The organism is Lysinibacillus agricola (assembly GCF_016638705.1).
GTDB classification, from domain to species: domain Bacteria; phylum Bacillota; class Bacilli; order Bacillales_A; family Planococcaceae; genus Lysinibacillus; species Lysinibacillus agricola.
In genome coordinates, this window is sequence record NZ_CP067341.1 from 3,114,574 (window position 1) to 3,138,982 (window position 24,409).

At 34.1% G+C, this 24,409-nt stretch carries 24 protein-coding genes and 1 pseudogene; 2 read left to right on the forward strand and 23 right to left on the reverse strand.

The genetic code is table 11. The annotated features are described in order from the left end of the window. Window positions 1–234: 234 nt before the first annotated feature. Window positions 235–408, forward strand: a pseudogene (locus tag FJQ98_RS26860) (IS110 family RNA-guided transposase); the annotation flags it as partial. Here the strand turns inward: FJQ98_RS26860 and FJQ98_RS15110 are convergent. The 19 genes from FJQ98_RS15110 to FJQ98_RS15200 form a co-directional block, all read right to left on the reverse strand. Continuing rightward, window positions 401–1,507 (reverse strand): M56 family metallopeptidase, encoded by a 1,107-nt coding sequence (locus tag FJQ98_RS15110; RefSeq protein ID WP_241774664.1) that lies wholly within the window; start codon window positions 1,505–1,507, stop codon window positions 401–403. The pseudogene FJQ98_RS26860 and the gene FJQ98_RS15110 overlap by 8 nt on opposite strands. A 1-nt stretch (window position 1,508) precedes the next feature. After that, entirely contained in the window at window positions 1,509–1,877 is a 369-nt protein-coding gene (locus FJQ98_RS15115) for a BlaI/MecI/CopY family transcriptional regulator (RefSeq protein ID WP_053597243.1), read from the reverse strand. Window positions 1,878–2,820: 943 nt separating this feature from the next. Continuing rightward, window positions 2,821–5,178 (reverse strand): ABC transporter permease, encoded by a 2,358-nt coding sequence (locus FJQ98_RS15120; RefSeq protein ID WP_241774665.1) that lies wholly within the window; start codon window positions 5,176–5,178, stop codon window positions 2,821–2,823. Continuing rightward, window positions 5,159–5,920, reverse strand: a complete 762-nt coding sequence (locus FJQ98_RS15125) for an ABC transporter ATP-binding protein (protein ID WP_053597244.1) — start codon at window positions 5,918–5,920, stop codon at window positions 5,159–5,161. Before FJQ98_RS15125 ends, FJQ98_RS15120 begins: the two co-directional genes overlap by 20 nt. 140 nt (window positions 5,921–6,060) lie before the next feature. Then, a complete protein-coding gene (locus FJQ98_RS15130; RefSeq protein ID WP_053597245.1) occupies window positions 6,061–7,326 on the reverse strand; it encodes a HAMP domain-containing sensor histidine kinase in 1,266 nt (421 codons plus the stop codon). After that, window positions 7,323–8,009 (reverse strand): response regulator transcription factor, encoded by a 687-nt coding sequence (locus tag FJQ98_RS15135; protein ID WP_053597246.1) that lies wholly within the window; start codon window positions 8,007–8,009, stop codon window positions 7,323–7,325. The genes FJQ98_RS15130 and FJQ98_RS15135 overlap by 4 nt, the downstream gene beginning before the upstream one ends. A gap of 2 nt (window positions 8,010–8,011) precedes the next feature. Beyond that, complete coding sequence (locus tag FJQ98_RS15140; protein ID WP_158003110.1) at window positions 8,012–8,188, reverse strand: hypothetical protein; 177 nt, start codon at window positions 8,186–8,188, stop codon at window positions 8,012–8,014. A gap of 478 nt (window positions 8,189–8,666) precedes the next feature. Further along, a complete protein-coding gene (locus tag FJQ98_RS15145; protein WP_053597247.1) occupies window positions 8,667–9,470 on the reverse strand; it encodes an endonuclease/exonuclease/phosphatase family protein in 804 nt (267 codons plus the stop codon). 241 nt (window positions 9,471–9,711) lie between these two features. Beyond that, window positions 9,712–10,863 carry a PD-(D/E)XK nuclease family protein gene (locus FJQ98_RS15150; protein ID WP_053597248.1) on the reverse strand — a complete coding sequence of 384 codons (1,152 nt, stop codon included), beginning with the start codon at window positions 10,861–10,863 and terminating at the stop codon, window positions 9,712–9,714. A gap of 28 nt (window positions 10,864–10,891) precedes the next feature. After that, complete coding sequence (locus FJQ98_RS15155) at window positions 10,892–11,173, reverse strand: hypothetical protein (RefSeq protein WP_053597249.1); 282 nt, start codon at window positions 11,171–11,173, stop codon at window positions 10,892–10,894. 241 nt (window positions 11,174–11,414) lie between these two features. Beyond that, complete coding sequence (locus tag FJQ98_RS15160) at window positions 11,415–12,188, reverse strand: IclR family transcriptional regulator (RefSeq protein ID WP_053597250.1); 774 nt, start codon at window positions 12,186–12,188, stop codon at window positions 11,415–11,417. 275 nt (window positions 12,189–12,463) lie between these two features. Next, complete coding sequence (locus FJQ98_RS15165; protein WP_053597251.1) at window positions 12,464–13,405, reverse strand: phosphotriesterase family protein; 942 nt, start codon at window positions 13,403–13,405, stop codon at window positions 12,464–12,466. A 43-nt stretch (window positions 13,406–13,448) separates the two neighbouring features. Beyond that, entirely contained in the window at window positions 13,449–14,450 is a 1,002-nt protein-coding gene (locus tag FJQ98_RS15170; protein WP_053597252.1) for a zinc-dependent alcohol dehydrogenase, read from the reverse strand. Window positions 14,451–14,484: 34 nt separating this feature from the next. After that, on the reverse strand, window positions 14,485–15,285 hold the full coding sequence (locus tag FJQ98_RS15175) for an SDR family NAD(P)-dependent oxidoreductase (protein ID WP_053597253.1): 801 nt from the start codon (window positions 15,283–15,285) through the stop codon (window positions 14,485–14,487). Window positions 15,286–15,303: 18 nt separating this feature from the next. Continuing rightward, window positions 15,304–17,037 (reverse strand): acetolactate synthase catalytic subunit, encoded by a 1,734-nt coding sequence (locus FJQ98_RS15180; RefSeq protein WP_053597254.1) that lies wholly within the window; start codon window positions 17,035–17,037, stop codon window positions 15,304–15,306. Between the two features lie 10 nt (window positions 17,038–17,047). Continuing rightward, window positions 17,048–18,469 carry an aldehyde dehydrogenase family protein gene (locus FJQ98_RS15185; protein WP_053597255.1) on the reverse strand — a complete coding sequence of 474 codons (1,422 nt, stop codon included), beginning with the start codon at window positions 18,467–18,469 and terminating at the stop codon, window positions 17,048–17,050. Between the two features lie 364 nt (window positions 18,470–18,833). Continuing rightward, entirely contained in the window at window positions 18,834–19,505 is a 672-nt protein-coding gene (locus FJQ98_RS15190; protein WP_053597256.1) for a hypothetical protein, read from the reverse strand. A 257-nt stretch (window positions 19,506–19,762) separates the two neighbouring features. Continuing rightward, window positions 19,763–20,002, reverse strand: a complete 240-nt coding sequence (locus FJQ98_RS15195; RefSeq protein ID WP_053597257.1) for a hypothetical protein — start codon at window positions 20,000–20,002, stop codon at window positions 19,763–19,765. A gap of 447 nt (window positions 20,003–20,449) precedes the next feature. After that, window positions 20,450–20,848 carry a VOC family protein gene (locus FJQ98_RS15200; protein ID WP_053597258.1) on the reverse strand — a complete coding sequence of 133 codons (399 nt, stop codon included), beginning with the start codon at window positions 20,846–20,848 and terminating at the stop codon, window positions 20,450–20,452. A 388-nt stretch (window positions 20,849–21,236) separates the two neighbouring features. Between FJQ98_RS15200 and FJQ98_RS15205 the strand changes: the two genes are divergently transcribed. After that, window positions 21,237–21,731, forward strand: a complete 495-nt coding sequence (locus FJQ98_RS15205; RefSeq protein WP_053597259.1) for a hypothetical protein — start codon at window positions 21,237–21,239, stop codon at window positions 21,729–21,731. Between the two features lie 193 nt (window positions 21,732–21,924). Here FJQ98_RS15205 and FJQ98_RS15210 read toward each other — a convergent pair whose 3' ends face one another. From FJQ98_RS15210 to FJQ98_RS15225, 4 genes are read right to left on the reverse strand one after another with little or no spacing between them, the layout of a single operon-like run. Continuing rightward, window positions 21,925–22,275: a YhjD family protein gene (locus FJQ98_RS15210; RefSeq protein WP_053597260.1), complete on the reverse strand. Its 351-nt coding sequence runs from the start codon at window positions 22,273–22,275 to the stop codon at window positions 21,925–21,927. Beyond that, window positions 22,268–22,600, reverse strand: a complete 333-nt coding sequence (locus tag FJQ98_RS15215; RefSeq protein ID WP_053597261.1) for a YolD-like family protein — start codon at window positions 22,598–22,600, stop codon at window positions 22,268–22,270. The genes FJQ98_RS15210 and FJQ98_RS15215 overlap by 8 nt, the downstream gene beginning before the upstream one ends. Window positions 22,601–22,613: 13 nt before the next feature. Beyond that, window positions 22,614–23,873 carry a Y-family DNA polymerase gene (locus FJQ98_RS15220; RefSeq protein WP_082340448.1) on the reverse strand — a complete coding sequence of 420 codons (1,260 nt, stop codon included), beginning with the start codon at window positions 23,871–23,873 and terminating at the stop codon, window positions 22,614–22,616. Next, a complete protein-coding gene (locus FJQ98_RS15225) occupies window positions 23,870–24,091 on the reverse strand; it encodes a transcriptional regulator (RefSeq protein ID WP_053597262.1) in 222 nt (73 codons plus the stop codon). The genes FJQ98_RS15220 and FJQ98_RS15225 overlap by 4 nt, the downstream gene beginning before the upstream one ends. Window positions 24,092–24,409 lie beyond the last annotated feature (318 nt).

Consider the following 24,409-nt stretch of genomic DNA (forward strand, 5'->3'; position numbering starts at 1 on the left):
GTGTCTCCCCCCATGTCACAACGTCTAAGAGATACTTTTTATCAAAAAAAAATCACCACTTAACATTTGGTATACCTGAAGAACTAACGGGGCAGCATTCCTGTTTGAAAGATGTTCTGGCTCTTGAAAGAAAAAGAGTCCTCTAGTATGATGCTGAATGTCAACGACCATTGACCCAACATCTACAAGGAGGACTCCTAAATGCATTCTAAAATGAATTACAAAATTAATTAAGTGACTGATAATACACTCGTCGTAGGTATAGACATCACAAAGCGCGTTCATTACGCTTGCTTTGTCGATGAACGAGGACGCGTGATGGAAAAAGCTTTTGCTGTACATCAATCAATAGAAGGTTTTGAAAGTTTGTATGAAAAGATTCGACTAACGATAAAGGAACTCAGAAAACAGTTTTTCTATCCCTCATATTCTTTGGGTAAATAATAAATTTGTCTGTTGCAAAGTAGCCTCTTGATGCACCATTTAAAATGGATTCTTTCATAAATGTTTCGTCTAAATAGTTCAACGGCTTACTGGAAATAGCAAATGCTGAACTGACAGCCATTCCACCTGTTGTAAGTAAAATTAATAGTGCCATCACAACGATTCCTGATTTCTTCTTACTCATATCCTTAATGGAGAGTATTCTCTTTTTTAGAATTTGTGTACTCCCTAGAAAATTTGTAGAAAAAACACCTTCTCCTCTTTTTAACTTCTCAGCATGTAGTATCGTCTGACTATACGTTTTTCTAAGTTGGATGTCAGTATTTTTTACTACTTCTTCATCACAAGCGTGTTCACAAAGGTTGTCCAGTTCTTTAGCGAATAGATAGAACAATGGATTGAACCAATGAATACTACTAATCAGCAATACAAAAACTTTATACCATAAATCCTTTCGTTTTAAATGAACTAACTCATGCTTCAATATCATGTTTAGTTCTTCTTCTCGATAAACATTATTAGGTAGCCAGATAGTATTTTTAGTAAATCCCAATACCATGGGGGAATGGATAAAGCGACATTCTTTCAATGCGATTTCCTTAGTGATATTCATTTCACTTTTAACTTTTTCAAGCAAATGAAGAATTTTCGGTTCAGTTATCGTTTGCCCCCATCTTTTCACCATGTACATAAAACGATAATGTCTTACAAGATGAACTGCCAAAAATACAACGATTCCTAAAATCCAAATTATCATCACCATCTGCCAAACAGAAAGTGCTGTCACTGTATCTACAGATGAGGACACAAGCGTTATCTGACTACTGTTAACTGGAATAGGTTCTTTAGATGGTACTTGCACCGATTCTGATAGATTGACAACTGGGGTCGATATATTGATTGTAAATGGTAAAATAAAACCTGCAAGGATCGCGAGCCAGCCATAATAAAGCCATTTAGCACTGTATCGTTTTAAAAGGAAAGGCGTTACAGCTATAAAGAGTAGTCCAATAAGGGACATAACTACTGATTTAAAGAATAAACCTACCATGATACTGTGCATATTAATCCCTCTTTTCTTCCACCCATTTAATTAATGAAGCTAAATCTTCATTAGAAATAGTATCGGATTTATAAAGTGTACCCACTAAATTCATAAAGGAGTTTTTATGATAGAGCTTCATAAAATGCTCTGTTTCAAAACTTAGATAGGCATCTTTTTCTACTGTAGGGTAATAAAATCTCTCCTTAGCTTTTTTCTCACTGCGAAGAAATCCACGTTCAGTTAATCTTTGCATAAGGGATACTACGGTTTGGATTTTCCAACCTTTCTCACTCCCTATTTCTCTCATTATTATACCTGTAGTAATTGGCGGATTACTTTCCCATACTATCTTCATAATCTCAAATTCTGCTTCAGGCAATTTTTTCATACATACTCACCTCTTTTTCATTTAAGTCAATTGTCTTAATTCGTATAATATATCTCCCTTGAATCGTTGTCAAATTTTGTTATAGATGGAGATATATTATTCAAATGCCAAAGGTAATCCCAACAGCCATTGCATTCTCTGTTCCAAGTTTCAGAAATTTTCTATGATGGAGGTTTTTAGAAAAACAACCGAAATACAAAGAATCAAGGGATAGGATAAATCAATTAATTGAGGAAGGTAGACTTGCTGAAGTTCTAAAGAAAGGTTGAAAAATAATCCTTATGCGTATAGAGAGAGAAATTACACATACATCCATGAGTTACTGTTATCACAATCAATTTGATTACGTTTGACCGCTTCAATGCAAATTGAAACGGTCATTTTTTTGTCCATTTACTAGCGGGTGAATTCCTGTTTATAAGGTTAGTGTAATAGAATAAATTAGAACAGCGCTCAACGTAATCGAATGACCAACTATTCATCTATTCATTACTCGCTACGTCTGAGTAAATTGTGTAGTTATCAATACTAATAGGGTATTCCACCATTTGTTGAGAACCCCCCATTTGTCATTTTGTCTGTTAGGAATTGGATCAATTCATTTTTTGTTGGATACAAAAAAGAGGCTGGACATAAGTATTTTTAAAAAGCAAAATAAAAAAATATCCACAAAAGAAAAGCGCTAGAAATCAACGTCTAAAATTGATTTCTAGTGCTTTTTAAAGTTCTGACCAATTTTGTCCCAGCCTCTTGGTGAGTAAATATAAAAAGGAAATTTATTGTTTTTTACTTGATTTCGTAAACAAAATATTAGCTTCTATTCACACATTCCTCCTGCGGTGAGTTTATGTGGCAACACATGGATGCTGGTGGGTTTAATTATATAGTCTCGGTTTCTATTTCATTGGAATCTAGCCTATTTTTAATACTAAACTATGCATAATTATTCTGAAATTAAACTGTAAGCAGAAACTTTCTTAATTTTTAAGGATACGAACATTGAGACAATGTAGGCTAAAATAAGAATGCCTACACATAGCATTAGAATAATCGGTAAATGAACGATAAAGTCTAAACGTTTCACCCCTGCACTTGAAAGTAATACAGAAAGCATAGGGTTTGTATAAAAATATCCTAGGACACCACCAATGGTCACTCCAGTAATAATCACGGGTACAAAGCTGATGGAAATTTGATGCATCAATTGAATTGTTGAGTAGCCTATTGCTTTCATTACACCAAACTCTTTCTTACGCTTAATAATCATCGTTTTGATGATTAGATACAAAATCATTACAACAACTAGAACGGTAATTGTCAGAACCATTATCATAACTGCAAATACTGCAGCTGTATACATACCTGTTTGGCTCTCTATATTTTTATCTATGTCTAACGCTTCTACTATATAATCTCCGTACTGTTCGTGAACATTTTCAATAAAGTTTTGGTTTGATATACCATCTAGATATACATAAAGGGTCGTGCCTTTATAATCTGAATGTAATCGCTGAATTCCATCCATCGTTAATGAGGCTATTTGTCCTAAATTGCCGATTGATTGGCTGAGGCCAGTTACTAGAAAACTAGCTGTTTTATCCCCATATTCTACTTCAACCGTATCGCCAATTCCTTTATTAATTTTATTTGATACAACCCAGGAGATGGATATTTCATTATCATATTTTGGCTGACGACCTTCGTAGACAATATTATTTTCTAACTGATTATAATTATCTGTAACATTCGTATTTACAGTTTGATTATCAATTTTTGTTGTAATAAAATCAAAAATATTTATCTTACTTACATGGTCCATTTGTTTAATGTGACTCAAAAGTTCTGTTGTATCTGCATCTTGCCTAACAGATATCATCACATTTGCTGGTTCTGCGCCAAATAAGTTAACGAATGCGGTTTTGTCTGAAGCAACGTTATAAAAAAGCACCACTGAAAAAGCTGATGCGAATGTTAATGCGATAATAATTAAAAGTATCATGATGTTTTGTTTTACATTTGACAGCATCGATTTAATAGCAAGTAAAAAATGAAGCCCACCTCTCGTATTCTCCAATGGAAAATAGTTTTTTCTAAAACTGTGCGTTTGAATACCTCCTCGAAGGGCCATAATAGGTTGAATTTTTCGAACGCGAAAAGCGGAAATTAATGCAACAATTACAACACAAAAAACAATAATAAATATATTTGTTACATTAATAATCATATTGAATCCCTGATACCATATTAATCCGGATAAAGATGAAATAATGCTTCCTATGATAGGCATAAGACAATATGACAATGCAACCCCAACAATACTTGCACTAAAAGCGATTAAAACAAACTGTAAAATAATTGACGATAGAATTTGTCTACTTGTATAACCAATTGCTTTAAGTACTCCTATATTCGTCATCCCGTCTTCAATGCTATTTGATACACGATACTTAATGACAATTAGTGAAACAAGCACGATAATGGCTGCAAAAGCTACTAATATCATAGCTATGATATTAATGGTTAACGTGCTTACACTTTTCACCATCTCAATATCTAACATCCCAATAGATGAAGTCGTTTCACCTACTGTTGATTGAGGAAACTCCTTACTAAAATCGTTTTGTAACTTTGTAGATTGTGTTTTGTCTTCCATCACTGCAGATATGGCCAATCCTTTGCCTAGTTCATCTGCTAACGTTTGATAAGCAATTTCTGGTAGCATAAATTTCATGAATCCAATGTTGGCCGTACCCATCATTGTTGTTTCAAAGAATCCAGCAATTCGATATTTATAGTCCTTGTTTTGATATGTGATGGTAAAATCTTCACCTAACTCATAACCACCATTTGTTTTAAAAGTGTAAGGAATAAAAATATCATTAGCACTTGAAGTGTTTAGTTTTTCAACCAACTTCAACGCCCCGATATGACGATAATCATCTGCATTAAAAATAGCGGTACGACTAGCTAATTCATTATCACCAAAATTAAATTTGGCAATGTCCATATTGATAATATCGTCTGTTTCTGACTCTATCACCCCAGGATATTTCGTTATAAATTCTCCATAACTTGAATTATAACTTGCATAATCCATCATAATTATTGCATGAGGATCTTTTAATTGTTCAACTTTACTATCAAAAAATGTATTGATTTGAGTAATGACCATTAGACCTATATTCAATAGTAGCGCAGCAACTAAAATAAATGTAAATAAGGAAGCTGTTGCCGATTTACTTCTTCTAATATTAGCGAGGGCTAGATTCATGATTTTCACCTTACCACCCCATTTCTGCAAGGAACACCCCTAGCTTTTCATGACGCTCGAAGCTCTCTTTTTCACTGAACTCACCTAACTGCAAATCACCGCAAATTACGCCATCTCGCAAATATAAAATTCGGTTTCCACGCAATGCTGTTTTCATATCATGAGTGACCATGACTATACTTTGCCCATTTCGATTTACATTTGTTAAAACATCTAACACATTATCACTAGATGCAGAGTTTAATGCACCAGTTGGTTCATCAGCAAAAAGTATTCTCGGATTGTTGATTAATGCTCGAACAATCCCAACTCGTTGAGCCTCACCACCAGAAAGCTGTGTCGGAAATTTAGACCATGCGTTTTCATTGATCCCTACTTGTATTAATAGTTCTTTCGCTTTTTTTACGAGTTCACGCTTATTCTTATTTACTAAAAGGCCACTTGCCAGTACATTATCGAGTACACTCATATTGTCCAGTAAATAAATTTGTTGGAATACAAAGCCACAATTGTTCCTTCTAAATATTGCTAGTTGATCGTTGTTTAATTTAGTTAAATTTTTACCAGCAAAATCGATTTCGCCTAATGTCGGTTTATCCATTCCACTCATTGCGTAAAGTAGAGTGGACTTCCCAGACCCTGAACTCCCCATTATGATTGTAAAATCCCCTTCTATTAAACTGATATCAAGATTTTTTAATACATGCTGTTGAATTCCACCGCTTGAAAAGGTTTTACACAGCTTCTCCGTTTTGATAATCGTCTTTGTCATATTTTTAGCACTCTCCCTTTATTAAGCTAGTGTTTGAATTTGCAAATCAAAGAAAAAAGACCGTAATGAAGATTACAGTCTTATCATACAAAATGAATCCTTATTAAATCTTTATGCAATTATTAACTAATCCTTAATTATCATGCAAGCTTGATTTTCAATACTACGGTAAAGCCATCATGCCCATTGTAACAGCTTATCTGGCCATACATATTTTCCATGAAATACTTCGATATATAAAGACCAAGGCCTGAACCATTCTTGCCTCCGATATTTGTTCCTCGATAATATTTATTGAACAGTAAGGGCAATTCATCTTCGCTAATTCCGGACCCTAAGTCCATGATGTGGAGTTCAAGATAACCCTGCTTGATTTGTGACTTAATAGTGACCTTAGTTCCTGCATATTTATATGAATTACTAATTATATTGTCTATTACCTGCTGCATACGTACAGCATCCGTTAAAATAATACATTGTGGAATTGAATCATAGACGATTTGATTGTCATAATTTACATTTTCAATCATATCAACAAGTACCTCGCTCGATTCTTCGGTTACTGTTATCTGTAACTGTTGCAGCTCTTCTAAAGTGGCATGAAACATATCTGTAACAAGTAAGTCAATTTGCTCTGCTTTCGAATAGATTGTATTCACTTGCTTAATGACCTTTTCATCCCTTACCTGCAGAAGCATCAATTCACTAACTGCCTTAATTGAAGCAACAGGCGTCTTAATATCATGACTTAATGTGGCCACAAGCTCTTTCTTACTACGGTTGGACTCATACTCTCTTTGCCGAGCAGCATAGAGCTCTTCACGTAATAAATCAAAACTTTCCGTGAATGCACCAAAATAATTGTTTTTATCCATATTTAAAGGAATATCTAGATTACCTCTAGCAACATCCGCCGCGAAATGTTGAAGCTGCATAAAAGGTTTCAATAACGTTCTGTAAATGTAGACATTGTAAATAATAATAACACTCATTAATAAACCAACTATTAAACTGAAAGATGTAACCAGTTCCTTTTTCATTTTTTGCACTATTTCTTTATCGTTATTACGGATAATAATTTTCCCTACAATCTCATTATTTTGCCTCACATCAATAATCGAATCTCTATTTTTGATGGCATCATATATATTAATAAACTGAATATCCGGTGTTTGATACATTACATTTTCTAAATTATCTATAATCATAAGTGGTTGTTGAAAGTCGCTGTTATTAAATGTTTCAGTATTAATTTGACCCCAATTTTGTTCGACGGTTTTAACTAATTCATTAATAGCTACCATATTCACTTCTGAACTATTTTTATTGTTAATCATCATTATTGGAAAAGTAATTCCTGCAACAAAAATAACCAAAAGCAAGGCAATTAGCAATTTTATTCTCATTGCTTAGTGTCCTCTAACACATATCCTGTTCCCCATATCGTTTTTATAAATTGCGGGTCCTTTGGATTCTCTTCAATTTTCTCACGTAAATGCCGAATATGTACATTCAGTGTCCCATCCCCTACAAAAGAATCTCCCCATACATTTTGAAACAATTCATCTTTAGTGATGATACGGTTTTTATTATTCGCCAAATAATACAGAAGTTTATATTCCATCGTTTTTAGCTGAATATCAATACCCTTTACTCGAACACGATGAAGTTTGGTATCAATTTGGATTTGACCAAACTCTAAAACCTCTTGTTGGTTAGAGCCATTGCCATATCTTTTGAGTACTGCTTTTACTTTTGCTAATAATACGCTTAGTGTATATGGTTTTTGAATGTAATCGTCCCCACCTATGTTAAGTGCGATTAGAACGTCATCATCGCTGGAACGAGCACTTATAAATAGAATCGGAATCTGCGTAGTTTTACGCAATTTTTTACATAAATCAAACCCCGATTCACTACCGAGATTGATGTCTAGAAGAATCAGTGATGGTTCATGTTCTTCCAAAAATAATTCGCACTCCCCTGCACTTGCCACAAAAGCCGTTTTGACTTCGAACATATTAAAATATTCACAAGTTGTTTCAGCTAAAGCGATCTCATCATCAACAATTAAACAATCTAATTTCATCGTCATTCTCCTAGTAAGAAACTTCCAGTATGCATAGCATAAGAACTATTTAAATCCTCTAAAGTTTTTAATAATTGATTTAATGCATTTTCTCTAGATGCTAACCCTCTAGCATCTTTATCTGTTTCCATGCCAAAATGAATATCGGAAATATGTAAAATATTCACTTGTTGTTTCATTACTTTTCTACAGCTCCTCAATTAAAATTACGTCCGATAGCAATAATTATATTATTTATTTTCTAACACAGAAGTATTTATTACCTTTTTTAACCATGCGTTATATTTTGTTATTATAACCCATGATTAACCTGACTATTATATACGTATAAGTAATTTTTTACTAGCTCCTAACAATCCATTTCGTTCTCTTTTGTGATGCCAGTTCAAAAAATTTTAATTCGTTACATTACCAAATAACTCCTCTAAATCAACCTGCTAGACGAACAAATAAGACACGTTGATTTTTTGCTTCGTATTTATCACAACGCTTTATTTAAAAAGAAAACTCCTGTTTCAGATCGTGTTGTTGCCTAACTTTGAAATGGTCTGTATCACAGAGCTGTTGTTCGATTACAGTTAACTATAATAGTGAAAATCTCTTATAAAACCAAAAGAGCTAATCTAAATATCTAAGATTAGGCGCTTTATATCAATGTTATTTAATCTTAATTTCTATTCCTGAGTGATCAGTAAAACCGTTTTCATCCAATATCATATTCAATTCAGGTAAATGGTTGACCGCTAATATTTCTATGTTGTTTGTTACAAAAGCATAATCTAATCTTCTTCCATCATTTTTATCCATCGAATTAAACCATGTATATTCATTTATATCTTTCCCATTAACTTCTCTCCAAGAATCAACAAAATTATTATTTAATATATTGTTTAATAGATTTGTATTTTCATTTAACCTACTTTTATTTAACAGTTCTATGGCTCTATCATCATTTGTAGCAGCGTTGAAATCTCCAATCAAAACAGTAGGTAGATCAAATTTTTCTTGAAATTTCTTCTGGAATTGAATTCTTTTTTCAGACTCTAATGGAACATGAACTCCTATCACATTAAACTTTTTGAACTGATGCAATTCAATATTTATTTCTATCCACTTAGCATATGCTTTTAAATTGCTTTTTTGAGAAATAAACTTCACTTTTAGTTCTATTTTATGTATAACAACTACAATTGATCCCCTTATATTTTCTTTTACAATTGCATAGCCTTTCTCATTAATAAAATTTAGAAATTCTATTTGTTTTGTTGAACTATCAAATTCTAATAATACGATTATTTCCGGATTTTTATTGGATAAAAAATTAATTAATTTGATAACCCTGTTCTTCCTATTTTCCTTTTCAACTTCACTGTTCCAATCAATCAGATTAGACTTTTTAGGATATAAACCTCCAAAATCATTCACATTTATAGCTAATATTCCCAAAGTATCCTTATTCATCAAACTCTCTTCCTTCCATGTAAATAAATTCAAAACATAACCTTACTTGTATATTAATTCTATAAAAAAAGATCAAATCCCTTTCGTAAGATTTGGTCTTTTACTCTCTATTAAACTAACTCCACCCAAGCAATCCCTTAACATTGCTGCGTATGTTGGACAAAATTGATGTATTAAAATAAAAAAACTACAAACGTTGGTATATCAACGTTTGTAGGCCTTTGAAAATTTCTTAACTTAACTAAAAACCAAATATCTCCGTGAGCAAAGCACATCCCATACCATCCGGATTGTTGTCGTCTTTCCAATAAATCATCACATTTTTAGGAGGGTTAGAAAGGTCTAACTTTCTAATTACTTTTTTATTGTTTTCATCTGGATAATAAAATAAATTTTTATATTCTTTATGTGCGCTATTCACACCGTAGTGCTTTCTATTTCGATCGTTTACAATGTACGAACGGTCAAAGTTTGCATTTTTTAATGTTTTGCCTGATGCTACTTTCACTATATCACTTACCCATTTTTTAAAATCTTCATGATTTATGTCTTTTTCAAACGGTGAGCTTTCATAAAAGTCTTTTATGTATTGAATGACTGGTTTCCCATAGTCTGATTTCTCGAATAAAAGATTTTTTTCTTCTTTATATGATTTAAAGCCTGAGTAAATGAAAGAGATAAATGACTTAATTGTATGCTTCGTGTAATCAAAAATCGGTTCAATCTTTCCTATGGCTTCTTCTTTAAGAATCTTACTGAGCAAATCAACTATAGTAATCTCCAAGTCATCTAGTTCTTCTCCACCCCAAGACAGATGATAACAAGGTACTGATAACCTTTCTACTTCTATAGTAGATAATAATTCATTAAATTCATTTAAAGCTCTCTTACTTCCAGTATGTGTTAAGAATATAAAGGAAACTAAAGGTTGTTCTTTCTCTAATGATGAAACTTTATAAAAATTAACTAATCCGATAATTTCCTCAAAAAGCTGATTATCACCTTTTTGGATAGCTCCATCGTTAATTTTATTTTCCACACAAAACGAAAATTTTGGAAGACTATCAGAAAATGTTTGGTCAAAAAGTTCAATTACAATATCTATATCCCTTGTTTTTTTAGCAATTTCACTCGCTGAGCATATGACCTTTACTTCAGCTTGAACTCTTACTTCATACTTCGAATTTCGAGATAAATCTCGAATCCGATTATTGTATATAAGCTCGTTATACTGCTCGTTATTTGCTAATACAACTGGTGTTAAAAAACTCTCAACAAACCTTGATCCTAAACCATGATTTTCATTAGGGTCTAACAAATAAGCAAGAAACGAAGTTACATTAGGCTCATTGATAGAACCATCATTAGAAGATAAAACCTTAAAAATATTCATCCTTAAACCCCTCTAATTATAAAATTATTTACTTTTTCAATTCGAAATTATATTTCTTGTTTATTTTAGTAGCAATTTTGTCTAAAAACTCACTTACTGTCATCTTCTCAACTTCACTTGTATACCATGCCAATTTAGCCCCTTTAGAAACACCATTATGATAAACCTCTAAAGGCATATATTTCTTCGTAGCATACGTATAATCAAATCTAATGAGTAGTACACTACCATCTTCACATTCTAATTTTACTTTATAATTTGGATTCTTGTATTCCGTTAGAAGCTTAACTCCTTTTATCTTCGCTAACATGTCAAAGGCCTCCAATATTTTCTAATATATTAATAGTTATGTATAGTTTTAATGATATCAGCGTTCAAGGAAATATCGACCTACTTATAACAAGGTCTTCAAGTAATTTTGGAGAACGTTGCGCAATTACGCTTTCTACTAATCTAAAGAAACTCAAATCCGAACAAATCCTCACTTTAATAGTACTGTGTTCAAACTAATTAAAGGTGTGATCAGAGTACCGGTATAATTCTTTGAGTTCTTATAAAATTGAATTACCAATATTTTGCGCATTACTTTTTAATTTTTGTAAATAATAATCTAATTGATTCTCTTTAAAATTCGTTTCTGCCATAAACACACTTAATACCGCTACTGTCGCATCATTTGACGCATTAATAATCGGAACCGATATACCAATAGCTCCTTGCACATGCTCACTATTCGTATAGCAGTAGCCTTTTTCACAAATTTCTTCTAACGATTTTTCAAGTGCTTCTATCGTTATAATGCTATTTTTCGTATGTGCATCCAGCTCTAGTTCTGCTAAAGTTTTTGCTCGCTCTTGTAGATTAAGTTGTTTTATAAAATACGCAAGATGGGTTTTTCCAGCTGTTCCCGTCGGTAGTTTATATACATAGCCTAGCTTTTCAGCCCATTTCAAAGTAATCGGGCTTTCTTCCTTCTCCACAAATGAATAAGTCATTTGGTCACTATACATCACACTTAAATACACTGATTCTTGAAATTCCTTAGCTAACTTTTGCATATAGGGCTTTGCAATTTTACGAAGATCTTGCTCTACCATATTATACAATTTAAGAATATTCGGTGGATTCAAAATATATTTTTTCGATTCTTCTCGTTTAATAAAACCTGTATTATTTAGCGCTTCAACTAATCTATAAGCCGAAGTCAAGCTAATGTTTAACCCTTTTGCCACATCCGACACAGCTAAAGATCGTTCACTCGCAAATAGCATCAGAGCACTCAACGCACGTTCAGCCACTAACGAGCTTTTACTTGTATTATTCATCCAAACACCTTCTTTTAATATTCCATTGACCTATATGTAAATTACTTTTAAAGCATACTTGAAGACTATAGCATGGCTTATTATAGTAAAGATTATATGTAATCAATATCGTTTTTACATTAATTATGTTAGAAAAATCAATTTGGGAACATCCACATTTTGCTAATCCTTATATGTTACCATAAAAATAAAGAATCAAGCCACCGTTAAAATTGGCGAACTTGATTCTTTATTATAGACACTCCTATTTATTCAATTATAACCAAACTGATTGATTAAATTCCACTAAACCAATTTTGAACATTTTCATACATCATCGTATGAATTTGTTGATCTGTAACACCTTCTTCTCGCAACTGCGGAAGAATCTCATCAATTAGGAAACGAATAGACCAACCTGGAATAATTTCATCGATTGATTCTTGCGTATACCAATCAATATTACAGCAATAGTCTTGTGATAAGAATATGCGCTTCTCTAAGCCTTCTTTCAATAATTGCAATAACACTTCATTTCTTTTTGCAGCTGGAAGAGGTCCTTGTCCAAAACGGTCCATTCCTATATAAGCGCCTTTATCTAAAATCTTATGAATATAATTCAAGTCTGTGCTATCACCTGTGTGACCAATCATAACAGATTTTAAATTCACACCCTCTTCTTCAAATATAGCTAGTTGATTCAAGCCATTTTCCGTTTCAGGATGAGAATGTGTCATAATAGGCACACCAGTGCTTTTATGGGCACGTGCAACAGCACGAAATACTTTTTCAAGATCTGGTGTAAGACCAGGTGCATCTGCAGAACATTTAAGGAACCCCGCTTTAATATTTGTATTTTGAATGCCCTTTTCAATATCATGAATGAATGCTTCTGCCATATGATCTATTTCTCTATTTTGGAAATAGTAAGGAATATCTGTAAATGAATAAATACCTGTGGCTGTTACTATTTGCATATCTGTTTCATTTGAGACACGCTCTAAAAATCGCACATCTCTTCCCATTCCTACAACAGTTGGATCACAAATTGTTTTTACTCCTTGTGATTTTACAGCATTCGCACCTTCCACAGCCTTTTTATAAATTACATCTTCATCATATAAATGTGGGAATTGAAACGTCACTACTTCAGATCGTAATAATAAATGTTCATGTACAAGTGTACAACCCAAATCATTAATATTTAGCTTTCCTGTAACTGTATTTATAGATACCATATACCATTTACCCCTTTCATGATACGTAATCTACTTTCTATTTTTACATTGCTATCATAGATTTTAAGACTTTTTGTTTTCTAGCATCCTCAAAGGCTTGAGCGCCATTCAATAAAGGATACACGGCGACGATTGCTGCAAATTGCTCCTTATAAGAAACTAATAAATTAAATGCTTTTTCAAAGTCATTACTATAATAGCCATAGCTTGGTAATAGGTTGATTTCACCTCTCACCATCACATTTAACGGTAATGCAACGTCCTGTTCATATAAAGCAACTACAACAAATGAGCCACCTTTTTTAAGTCGTGATATTCCTTGTTGCGCAGCCAATGAGGAACCCGAACATTCAAAAACAATATCCGCGTCATTTCTTTTTTCTAAAGGATCCTCTACGATTTCAACTGCAATATCAAACTTTTCAATGGCACTTAAACGAACAGAGCGATCTCTTCTTAAGCCTAAAACAGTAACAAAAGCTCCTGCATTTTTAGCAGCTATCGCTACAAAGAAACCAATGATGCCACAACCCTGGACTAACACTTTTTTGCCTGTAATATCATTTGATACTTTTTCAACAGCGTGTAACGCAACGGAAAGAGGCTCGGCAAGTGCAGCAATTTTAAAGGGCAAATTTTCAGGTATGAGATGGACTGAAGCAGCGTTTACCTTCACATATTCAGCCATTCCGCCATCAAAATGCAAACCAAGGCATTGAATATTTGAACAAATATTTTGCCTCCCTTGTCTGCACTGTTCACATTGAGAGCAAATCACACCTGGTTCAACAACAACGTGTGTATTTAGCAAATATTCATTACTTGATGCAGGATGAACCTCTACTACAGTTCCAGATAATTCATGGCCTAATATAATTTCCTTAGGTACAAATTCATAACCTTTAGCATGGTGAGCTGCATGCAAGTCACTTCCACACACACCACAATGACTGACTTTTATGAGTATTTCATTTTCTTCAAGTGTAGGTCTTTGTCTATCTTGGACGTTTAATTGCCCTTTGCCAACTTTCACTAATGCTTTCAAAATGATTTCCCCTTTTGTCAGCTATCCTCAGCTGCTATTTTGTTATACCGCCTGTAACATCAATAACACTCCCTGTTACATAGTCGGATAGATCTGTTGTTAAAAATTCAATGACATTGGCGCAATCTTCAGGTGTCCCGAAACGTTTTAAAGCGGTTTGGTTTGTATATGTTTCAGCGCCTGCTTTTTCAAATTGCTCAATTAAGCGACCAGTAGCAATATAACCTGGTGCAATTGCATTAACTGTAATATTATATGGTCCTAAATCTTGTGCCAGATATTTTGTATAAGAAACGATTGCGGCCTTTGTAGAACCGTAGTGTGAGTATGTGCCTCCTTCTGTTGCTTGTAATCCAGTAACAGAGCTTACTGTGACGATTTTCCCGTAGTTCTTTTTCTTCATACCGCCTGCAACTGCTTTGACACAATTCACTGTTCCGACAAAGTTGCGCTCGTACACTATTTTCAACTGCTCCAAGTCAATTTCAGATGCTTTATTTTCAAGTATAGCTCCTGTCCCACCACCAGCATTGGCAACTAAAATATCTACTTCGCCTAAGTGAGTAACAATTTTATTAAAAGCCGCTTGAACAGCAGCTTCATTCGATACATCTGCCTCTACACCAATTGCTTTTACATCATGCTCTAACAATTCATCGACAACTGTTTCATACTGCTCACCGATATGCTCTTTTTCAAAATGCTGATACGACTTCAAGTCCACATCTATTATTCCTACATGTGCTCCTAATTGTGCTAACCTTAATGCATAGGAACGTCCTATTCCTCGTGCTGCACCTGTGACAACTGCTACTTTGCCTTCTAATTTTTTCATTTCCAATGCTCCTTTGCTTTACGCATTTGTTTGTAATGAATCCATAACTCCAACAGGAGGAATGTTATGATCATCCGACACCAAATCAATGACAACGCTTTCATTTGAGCTAAAAGCTTTTTCAATGGCTGGTGCAATTTCTTCAATCTTCTCTACTCGAATACCCGTAATACCACAAGCTTCCGCTACTTTAGTATGATCAACAAATGAAAAATCACATATATTTGTGTATCTACCAAACATCACGCTTTCCGCATATTTTTGATAACCTAAAATACCGTTATTAATTACAGCTACTACTACTTGAATACCAAGACGTTTACATGTTTCAAGCTCACTCCAAACGTGTCCAAATCCTCCATCACCAACAAGACAAAATACTTTCTTATGTTGATTTGCTAGTTTTGCCCCCATTGCCATTGGCAGGCCCCATCCTAAACCAGCTAAGCCACGCGGGAAAATAAATTTACGCATTTTTGTTGCCGTTAAGTAGTTGGCATTCCAAACAGAAGAAATACTGGCATCCGCTACAACAATATGGTCATCTGTTAAACTCTTTTCTACTTCATATAAAAATCTTTCTACCTTAATTTTGCCTGTCGTTTGTGTAACAATTGATTGCATATCTTGCTGATGCTTTTTGCGAGACTGTTGTATCTGTTGTTCAATCGCAGCTCGTTTACTCGCTCTTTTCTCTACAGATCTGTTTTGTAATTGTATTTTCAAGCTTTGTAAAGTTAATTTAGCATCCCCAGCTAGTCTTAATGATTCATAGTTTCTACCTATTTCTATTGGATCAATATCAATATGAATGTATTTAGCATTTTCAGGGAGCAATGACCAACTATCTGTACCATTTTGATTTGTGCGGTTGCCGACTAGTAAAATGACATCTGCTTGCTGTACCATTGGCTTTAAATGTGTGCTAACTCCCCGTTTACCCATATAATAACCAATGGGTCCAATCGTTAATGGATGCCTTTCATCAACTGCACCTTTTCCCATTGTTGTAGTAGCAACAGGAATCGAAAACTCTTCTTGAATAGCACGTAACTCATCCATGGCGTTGGAAGAAATGACGCCACCACCCGCATAAATAAATGGATTTTCTGCTTGGCTTAACCATTCAGCAGCTAACTCAACTTTAGATGTATCTGCAATTGTACGATCTAATGGGAACGTACCATAGCTTTGCGTTCTTCTTTCATTAATGGGATACTCATTCGAATCTGTAATAATATCCTTTGGTAATAATAATACCGTTGGCCCAGGACGCCCAGATCCTGCTGTTTTAAATGCCATGTCAATATAATCTTCTATTCTAGCCTCAGTTGGAATACGCTTAATCCATTTTGATACTCCTTTAAATAGCTCTAAATGATCTATTTCTTGGAAAGCATTTTTCTCTTCATCGTTTCTTGAAACTTCCTCTACTAAAGCAACGATTGGATAAGATGCTTTTAGCGCTTCTGCTAAGCCTGCTACTAATAATGTTGCAGCTGGTCCATGCTGTGCAGTAACGACTGGGATCGAATTTGTACACATCGCATATGCTTGCGCCATATATGTCCCTGCATTTTCTTGACGGTAGCCGATTTGCTCAATGCCAATATCTTCGCATGCCAATGTTACAGTAGGCGGGTTGCTTTGGCCGAAAAGATATTTGACCCCGTGTCTTTCTAATGACAATGCAATACGCATAGCATTTGTTGTTTTACCACTATTGTTTCTCTCATATTTAAGTACCATCATATATCCTCCATTAATTTTGATTCCATACGATTAATTTTGTTTCTGTCATTTCTTCCATTGCATATTTAATACCTTCTTTAGTGTTACCGCTTTCTTTTACACCACCATACGGCATTTGGTCTACACGGTATGTTGGAATATCGTTAATCATCACCCCACCAACTTGTAGCTTTTTAGAAGCTTCAAATGCAGTATGAATGTTTTGTGTGAAAATACCTGCTTGTAATCCATATTTAGAATTATTTACTTGAGCAATTCCTTCTTGAATAGACTCGATCGGTGTTATAGTTACAATCGGTGCAAATACTTCCTGACAACTTACTTTTGATGTTGTGGCAACATTCGTTAAAATAGTTGGAACTAATACATTATTTTCAATAATACCCCCTGCTAACACGTTAGCCCCTTGTTGCTTAGCTTCTTCAATCCAATTCATGCTTCTTGTTAAATCTTTAGCTGAAATAAGTGAAGAAACATCAGTATTTGCCTTTAGCGGATCACCACAAACAAGTTTGGCTGCTTCACTACGGAAATGTTCCAAAAATTCATCATATAAGTGCTCCATCACATAAATTCGCTGCAAGGAGATACAAACTTGTCCCTGATTTGAATAAGCTCCTATTACACACTCGTGGGCAACCTTCTGTAAATCTGGTGCATCTTCTATAATGACGCCTGCATTGGATCCTAATTCTAAGCTCACTTTTTTTAGACCTGCTTTGGCAATAATTTCTTTCCCTACTTCTGGACTACCTGTAAATGTAATCATATTTACGTTGTCACTCGTTACAATGCGGTCTCCTACAAGGGAACCTCTGCCCGTAACAACATTGAGAACTCCTTTTGGTAAGCCAGCTTCTTCTAAAAGTCTTGCTATAAAGAAAGCAGATAACGGTGTTTGAGTAGCTGGCTTTAAAATAACGCTATTACCTACAGCAATCGCAGGACCTAGTTTATGTGCAACTAAATTCATTGGGAAGTTAAATGGCGTAATAGCCCCAACAACTCCTATAGGCTCTTTTTGTGTATAACCAAATCTGCCCGCGCCTGTTTTCGCAGCATCCATCGGAATGATTTCTCCAACATTTCTTTTTGCTTCCTCTGCCGAAAACTTATATGTTTCGATCGTACGATCAACCTCACCGTATGCTGTTTTCAAAGGCTTAGCTGATTCAAGAGCAATTAATGTAGCTGCCTCATCCCTTTTTTCAGTAAGCAATACTGTTAATCTCTCTAAAATTCTCGCTCGTTCATAGGTTGTCATCTCAGCAATCTCATGCTTATTTTTCACTGCACTTCGGATAGCATCATCAACCTGCTCTAAAGAAGCCTGTGGAATCTCTGCAATTTTCTCGTTTGAAAAAGGTGAATACAAATCGGCATAAACTTCAGCCTCTACCCAACATCCATCAATGTAAAGCCTTTCTTTCAAAATCCACACCCCTTTATTCCGATTATCGTAACATATTCCTATTATCGGAATTTAATCAAATTCTAAATGACATTCTTTTTTAAGTCAATACATTTATTGAATATTCTGAATAAAGTAAAAACAGGATTTCTCTCGACTCTCGTAGAAAAACTCCAGAAGTCGTAGCAGCTATTGATAACTTCTTCAAAATAAAGTGATTAAAAAATGTACAAAGAAAAAACTACGACAAAATAAAATGCCGTAGCTAAAGACAGTTCTTGTATACCAATGTAATAAAAATATGAGCAGTTTTATTTTGAGTTATACAGGTTTATTTTTACCTATCCCATTTCTGTTCCTTGTTACAAAAGAATAGAAAATTAAGTTATGTAAACAAGTCCTCTTTAACAATTAATGTGTAAGATTCACCACAATCTGTGCAGGAAAATCTTCCTTTCCGTATGTCTCTAGCCGATATCGGTAAAAAAGCCTCACACTTCGGACACTTTAATTTTGATATATTAATTAGGAGTTTTTTAGTTATTTCCTTAGACATAGAACAGGCTTGGTCACGTGCATTTAGAAAACTTTCAAGTGATTTGTAATATAATTCATCAGGAAATTCACTTATAATAGGCTTTATGTTCTCTTCTATTTCATTAATGATGTTCAAGGATTCCAAATGAATTTCATCTTCTAAGTTCCCACTTATATTTTCAAGATTTTTATATACTGCTGAATCAATAAAAATAAATGGTTGGTTTAATTTGTGAGTAATACAAAATCTATGACGTCCATCTTCGAATTGCATTTCATCATTTATCTTGATAGGATTAAAACTTCCTTGATTTGTACCATGCAGCCATGTTTTTGCTAGATAAGGACAGTACATGTAATCCCCTCGCTGTTTACGCTCAGGTGTATCCGGTAGTTCTGAATATTTTTTTTCGTTTTCATTATCAAAGAAACATTTGCCATTTCTTTTAACACTACACTCATTTTCAGAAAAATGAAAATTGTATTTTTCTATTTCTAGTTCTCCACCATGTCTAATCATGTAAATCCTCCTTAATAATATACAGCTCTTAATCTATCATGAATGGCATGTGCGGCTCAGTCCAAGATTACAAGAATGAGCCGCACAATATTTGATTGTTATGAAACGTTGATGTATCAAGGTTTTACTATAAAAGAAACAATTGAAGAAAATGATCAACTAGCATTCGAAACTTTTACAGAAATGTATAACAAGTAGTAATTAACATCTCATATTGCACAAGTACACTAATTCATCATAAGCCCACGTTTGTTTTTCTAAACATGAGCTTTTAGTTTATTCTCTTTTTTATATTTAATATACCTTTCAAGTGTAAGGAAATAATGGTTTTTTGAATTTGGAAATTCTTTTTCAATAGCTTCTTTTAGAGTGTTAGTCATTTTATCTTCTCCATTATACAACCCTCTATTGATAATACCGTTAAAACGCCCTACATAGTCCTTTGCAGAACTTTCGCTAATATTATACTCCTGCATCAAATAATTCTTAAATTCCATCTTCATCCCCCTTTGAACATATTTTTTAAAAGAATTCTACAATCTTTCATAAAACCCTTTTTGGATAACAGCTTGTGTAAAAACTTGTGTAAAACAAATTTGATTATGTGTAATATTTGTTTAAAACAAAATCAATTTTTATCTTTTTTTATCGTATTTTCAGGAAATATAAAAAGCTCATAAACCCTATCATATCAAGGTTTATGAACTTTCTAAACTTTTTAATCGTAACGTAAATAAACCTAAAGATACCGGTTGTCGGGGTCGAACCGACACTTCAAAGGACACGATTTTGAGTCAAAGTGGATTCTACTAGTTTCATTTCTATTAAATTCATTTTTGGTCTTAAAAAGTTGTAGAAAAATATCACAAAAAATAAAACGATTCCCCAATAAACACCACCAAATCAAAAAAACCCCTTGACGTAAAAGCCCTTTAATACAATACCTAAACCTCCGCTTTTCCGATAATAGCTTTTATCCGTGCTTGTTCTTCAGTCTTATCCATGTATTCAAAAAATCCAAGATGATTTCCCCAAGGGTCCGTAAATGTTCCCCATTTAGCTGAAACTTCTGGTCTTGAGTAAATTTCAAAGTTATCAATGTTAAGTTCTTTTATAAGTCTTTCTCTTTCAGCTTCGATATTTGTAACACCTAAACGTAAAGGACCGTTTCCTTCAGTAAGATTCCCCTCTGCTACTTGTAACCAACAACCAGGTATGAGTTCCCACTCTACAAAACCATCGTGTGGTATGAAATCCGGTTTCTTATTTAACAGTGTTTCATACCATTTTTGCCCTTCTTTGATATTAGATACGCGTACTTGAGTAGTCATTTCGAAAATCATTTTAACCCCTCCAGACTATAGTATGTATATTCTTTTCAATACATTCGATTAAAAACCCTTTAATCAAATCAACTTTGCCGAGGCATAATTGCGTCCGGAGGCTTTAACTTCTTTCTTTGGTTCACCAACTTACTGTATCAGTAAATTGTGACAAGAAGGTTTGTCAATAAGAAGAAAAAGGAGTGCTTTCGCCCCTTTTTGTCTCATTAGAGAGAAAATTGAGAGAACATGTTATATACTCAAATAGTACATATTCAGAAAACGAGGTATCCACCAAAAGGAAATGTAATTCACATTAATTATACGTAGTCAAATCAGTGGGAGATGTCATAATAACCTGAAATTTATGGTATTATTATAACTATTAACTATTTGGATAGGAGAAGTTATGAGAAGTTATAAAATAGCTTGTATAAGTACTTTTATTATACTTTTATCAGGGTGTGATGCATTTTCCTCTCAAACAGAAGAACCATCTTTAAAAGTAGCGTCAGAAGAAGTTACAGAAGTTGTAAAAAAGGAACCTGTTATCTTAAATGTCACGGATATGGGGAAAGAAGAACCAATAAGAGGTTTTTATCCTCTTGCGATTGATGAAGAGATAGCGTCTCCTATAGGTCAAAGTGAATCTTATTTTACTCATTCTGGTGATAGTCCATTTAAAATAACCTTATTAAATACTGGTACTGAAAGCTTTTTATACAAAGTTCAAAATCTAGATAAAGAAACAAATATAGCAAATGGTGTTTTAAAAAGTAATGAAAGTTATGAGAAGGTATTTGACGGATTCCCTGAAGGTGCTTATGTCATATCTTACCTAGTAGAAGAAGAAGGGTTTCCTATGGATATAAAACTAAAGGTAAAGGTAGAGGAACTTCGCTAAATAATTGGATTTTTAGGCTGAAACTCCAAAACCTTGTTCAACTAACAGGGAGCTTTAGTTGAATAAGGATCATTTTTATAAAAATCTCATACTTAGTTAGAACGATTAACTCCATTTTGATCAATCATTTTTCAAAATGGAGTTTTTGCATTTGCTAATAAATAAAGGTTGAAGAAAACTTTTTAATCAATCTTTATTCTAAAGCAACACTTATATGATTAATCAACAACTTTTCCACCTGTGATTTAAGGGCTTGATTTGCATAACGAAGTACTACATCATTACCTGCAGTGGCAACTTGCACGTCACTAAAGTATTCATCTACTGGCTGCCAGCCTACTACTCGTATACGTTTTTGTGCAAGTTCTCGTTTGAGGTTAAAATATTCTTGTCTTAAATCCTTTAGCAATGAATCCATCATTGGAAGAAATACCGTTTTCATTTTAAATTGCTCTAATTTACAATAGTCAACCTGCAATGATTTAACTGCTAGCTCTAATAAAAGATACTTATGAAGTAACTGTCTTTCGTCGGGTTTAATCATAATAATCAGTATCCAGTTGGGCCGATTGAATACTTTGGATTGGAATACTTTTCGTGTTAAGTAGTGTTTCAAGTATGAGTTCATTAGTATTCATCGATTTAATTATTCCAGTCCATTGTGTGATTTTGTAGTCCTTCCACACTTCTAATTTTATGTCCAATTGCTGATTAAAAGCTTGATCAATTGTTTGTTGTAGTTCTTCCAGTTCCCACTCAGTCAATTCTCTTGGCTGTTCTGTACGCTCTTGTTTATACTCTCTAAGAAGTTCTAAATGCTCCGGCAACATCAACGATGCCCATTTAATATTACCTCTGTCTTGTATCATAAATAAATCACTCCTATGCCAAATGACCACCAACTAAGCGATCTCGATTAATAGCTGTACCCGCTTTTGTGAAAGAAACCGCTCTTAATATTGAGGTAGCTCCAAACCTGTTGCGTATTGCATCCATTGTAGGACCGATTATTTGACGCTGTGGCTTACGATCATCGAATAAATCTAATTGGATACTATGCTCTCTTTCCAGGTTGGATATTCTAACTGATAACTGACGTGCAGGCTCTCCTGCAAAGTGTTCGTCTAGTAATTCAATACAAGTTCTATACATCACAAGTGTTTCGCTTGTTGGGACTTCAATCGTTTTAGATCGATGGAATCCTTTGGTCATAGCGTTTCGACTATAAGAAAGACCCATACTAATTGTACGACCAACATAACCTGCATCCCGCGTTCGCTTCATTACATCCTCACACATTTCAAGGAGCACTACAGAGATCTCTTTACGTGTATGGTAATCCCTCATCAGCATTTGGCCCTTCCCAAAACTTAAAGCTCCGTTTGTTATTAACGGCTCCCCTAATTTGGATAAATCGATTCCCCATGCATGGTAATAGAGTTGATTGCCCATTACACCAAAGCGCTTTTCTAATTCTTTTAGATCTGTATTAGCCAAACCACCGACTGTTTGTATCCCTATAGCATTGAGATTTGCTTCCATCCGTTTACCGATTCCCCACATTTTAGAAAGGGGTCGAACTGGCCATAATTTCTTTGGAATATCTTCATACGTCCATTTAGCAAAGCCTGTTTTCTTTGCTTCAAGGTCTAAAGCTAATTTGGCTATTAACATATTTGGTCCCATACCTACTGCACTAGGTATATTAAATTGGTCAAGAATAGCCTTTTGTATTTCCTTAGCCGCTTCTTCAGGTGAACCCCAAAGCTTTTCAGTGCCAGTTAAATCAACAAAACTTTCGTCTACACTATACACATGTATAGCATCAACTGGGACGTAATTAGAGATCAATTTTGTAATCGTCATCGACATTTGAATAAAGAAACTCATTTTAGGCTCAAACAATCTAATGTCAGGATGTTTAGGTATTTCATAACGACGACTACCAGTTTTGATACTAAATTTTTCTTTCATTAAGGGGGATGCAGCAAGCACTACGCTACCTGGTTGGTTAAAATTTGCTACTACTGCAACTGGCGTTTTTAAAACATCTAGCCCATGTAACATCGCTACGATACTGGCGTAAAAGCATTTCATATCGATACACATAATAGGTCTATTGGGCATACTCTCATAATTCAAACAACTTCACGCCCCTTACTAACAAAAGGAATAACGGCTAGAACATTACTGATCAAAAAAGTACGTTTTGCATGTCTTGTAAAACAAAATGCTTGAAATGAATCACCAACAATTTTAATGACTTTTACACGCCTTTTTGTTATGGAACCATCTTTTGCTACATACATCATGTTCACTAATTGTTTGCGCTGCATAGCTTTAATCAGTTGTTCTCTCATCGTAGTTTCCTCCCATTACCTCTCGCAATTTTTAAAATTGGCTAATCACTATATCTAGACTTTCAATTTCTACCTATGTCCCTACTGAAAGGATTAACTTCCACAAATTGAATCGCATCTACCTTTTTTTATAAAGCAAATTATTCTCTTCTAATGCACTTGCAAGAGAGATTATACTTAACTGATCAATAAAATACCCCAATCCATCCTTCATAATTTTCTTATCAATTTTGTTAATAAAAACATTCAGCTCTGTATCATCCCTCGTTCTTTATAGACATGGAACAATAACAAGAACATTATCGAAAATAAAAGTGC